At 52.0% G+C, this 2,309-nt stretch carries 3 protein-coding genes; 2 read left to right on the top strand and 1 reads right to left on the bottom strand.

Annotated elements, in window-relative coordinates; translation table 11 throughout:
* Positions 1–39: 39 nt before the first annotated feature.
* The gene (locus ACR0LN_RS23860; protein ID WP_480433223.1) at positions 40–339 is read right to left on the bottom strand and encodes a hypothetical protein; all 300 of its coding nucleotides are present in this window, start codon (positions 337–339) and stop codon (positions 40–42) included.
* 560 nt (positions 340–899) lie between these two features.
* On the opposite strand from ACR0LN_RS23860, the gene ACR0LN_RS23855 reads away from it, so the two are divergent.
* Both ACR0LN_RS23855 and ACR0LN_RS23850 read left to right on the top strand, forming a co-directional pair.
* The gene (locus ACR0LN_RS23855; protein ID WP_480433221.1) at positions 900–1,415 is read left to right on the top strand and encodes a DUF805 domain-containing protein; all 516 of its coding nucleotides are present in this window, start codon (positions 900–902) and stop codon (positions 1,413–1,415) included.
* 190 nt (positions 1,416–1,605) lie between these two features.
* Positions 1,606–2,259 carry a hypothetical protein gene (locus tag ACR0LN_RS23850; protein WP_480433220.1) on the top strand — a complete coding sequence of 218 codons (654 nt, stop codon included), beginning with the start codon at positions 1,606–1,608 and terminating at the stop codon, positions 2,257–2,259.
* The last annotated feature ends 50 nt before the right edge of the window (positions 2,260–2,309 follow it).

Genomic DNA, 2,309 nt, shown 5'->3' with positions numbered 1-2,309 from the left:
CAGTGCTGCGCAGCCGATTTCAGCTACGCAGCAGACAGGTCACAATGCGCCTTCGTCGCCCAGGAACTCGATTCCAGCCGTTGCGCCATCACTGTAAGCAATGCAATTCCAAGGAGCACGATCCTCGCCTACGCCGACTGTGACCTGTGTTCCCGCCTCGCTAAACGCGGATGAGAGCACCACGACTTGCGAATTGTTCGTCGTGTTGGCTACATCTCGCAAACACGCCTGCTGAGCCGGCGTGAGTTCGGCGGACGCGCTTGATGTACTCGTATCGTCGCAGGCCGCAAGCAGTGCGAAACATGTCGCGCCCGCAATCATCACAATCTTGTTGGTCATCTTCTTCTCCCTCTGGTTCCCTTGAAATTAGTGAAATTGGATGCGCTTGTTTGAAGCTCTCGCGTCTGTGCAGCCAATTGAACATACCTTGATCCTGTGACTACCTTTCCCAAAACTTGCCGCGGTGGGCTTGGTCGGCGGGACGATATTTCGTTGACTATCGGGGCCGACGTTAACGTGTGAAGGCCGAATGAAGTCACTAGCAAATGCTAGAGCGAATTCTGGAAAGAGGGCGAGTACGTTAAGTCTGAGCATCGCGTCCTCCCAGCGCTCAATCATTGTAAAGTGCCTTCCGACCGCCAGCACTCACTCTAGCAGTCGGAAGGGCCCGACAAGTCGGGCGACAGCGACAACAACGTAGGTAAAATAAAGTTGTTTCGAATTCGCATGTTTGAATCTAATTTGAAATAAATCAATATTTTTTCCGTGCGTAAATTTCTCTACGCTCTCGTACGATAGGCCTCTGCGTTCAAACAAAAAAGTAAGTGGGAGCTACGAGTGTGTTCCCCTGAGCGGCGAAGCGATTTGAGGCCGCACAAAAACAATGAAGGGATTAAAAGATGGGATTTGGTGAAGCCGTTAAAACGTGTTTCTCGAAATACTTCCAGTTCTCCGGTCGGGCTATACGCTCAGAATACTGGTGGTTCTTCTTGTTTGTGGTTCTCGTGAGTGCTGCCTTAGCTGTGCTGGATACGATCATATTCGGGACCAACCCCGAAACAGGCCAGGGATCTCGGGTCCTGTCCTCTGTTTTCCAGTTGGCTGTTCTCATACCTATGCTGGCCGCCGGTTGGCGAAGGCTGCATGATACAGGACGACCTGGCTGGTATTTGCTGCTGCCGATGGCGCTCAGCATTTCAACGCTTTTTGTTATGTTGGGTGGGGTAGCGTTCTTTTCGGTATTGGAGCAAGGGACGGAAAACCCAGATGCATTGCGAGGACCTGCGGCAGTCCTGGGCGTGACCGGTATTATTGTTGTCTCAATACTTCAATTGGTTCTGTCCATTCTGATGATCTGGTGGCTGACACGACCTTCCCAAGAAGGCGCAAACGAATACGGCGAACCTGTTTCCTAATCTGGTTGCCCAGGTAACGGGCCGGAAGCTCTGCTGAATGACTGCACGAAACGTAACACCATGGAGAGAAAAAATGAGGTTCAAAACGATTTCCATTGGAGCGTTGATGATGGCAATGGCGACCTCAGCATCAGCGGAGTGGTCGTTCAGCTCCGGGCCCACTCCCAATGCGTTTATTCAGACAGGAAACATGACGCTGGAACTTCAGTGTGACCGTATTCGCTTTGCTCCGGCTGGATTCGAGGACAGCCAGGACATTGCGGACAAGCAGGGGCTTTCCATTCGTTTCTTGAAGAACGGCACCACCGAAGTTGGAGCATTTCAGGTTGGCGCAGAAAACGCGGCTTTGCAGATCGTCGACAATTATCCTGTCGAGGTCAGTTTCAATAGTCAGCGAGACTATGGTTTTGTACTGGACCAGCTTGCGGCCAATGCATCGGTTAATCTGTCGATGATTGATCGAGATGTCAGCTACGGAATTTTTGACTTGAAAGGTTCCAGCGCAGCAATTCGGTCCCTTCGTTCTGCGTGCGATTCAGAAGTTAGCCAAGAGACCTCCTACGAAGCGCCCGAAGGTATCGTCTATTGTGGTGGCGGAGCGATAGAGCGCGTGATCGAACCCGTAATTTTGGACAAACCGGACGGAGAGTGGGACGCGCGAGTAACGGTCAATGGCGAGCCGATCAGAGCCATGACGGCCTACAGTTACTTCGGAAACTCTGAGCCGCCCGCCGGATTTGTCGTCGCCCTACTTGGGGAGGACAGGTCCGAGTTTCTGATTTTTAGCGAAGGCTCGGCAAACTGGCTGGAATACGGGGACTACAGGTATGATCAGTGCAATTGATATCTCCTTCCAACCAGCTGCCAAAGTAGTGCGTCAGATGAAATGTTTGG

This window comes from Ruegeria sp. AA6, from assembly GCF_056542865.1.
This window is presented reverse-complemented; position numbering and strand designations above follow the sequence as displayed.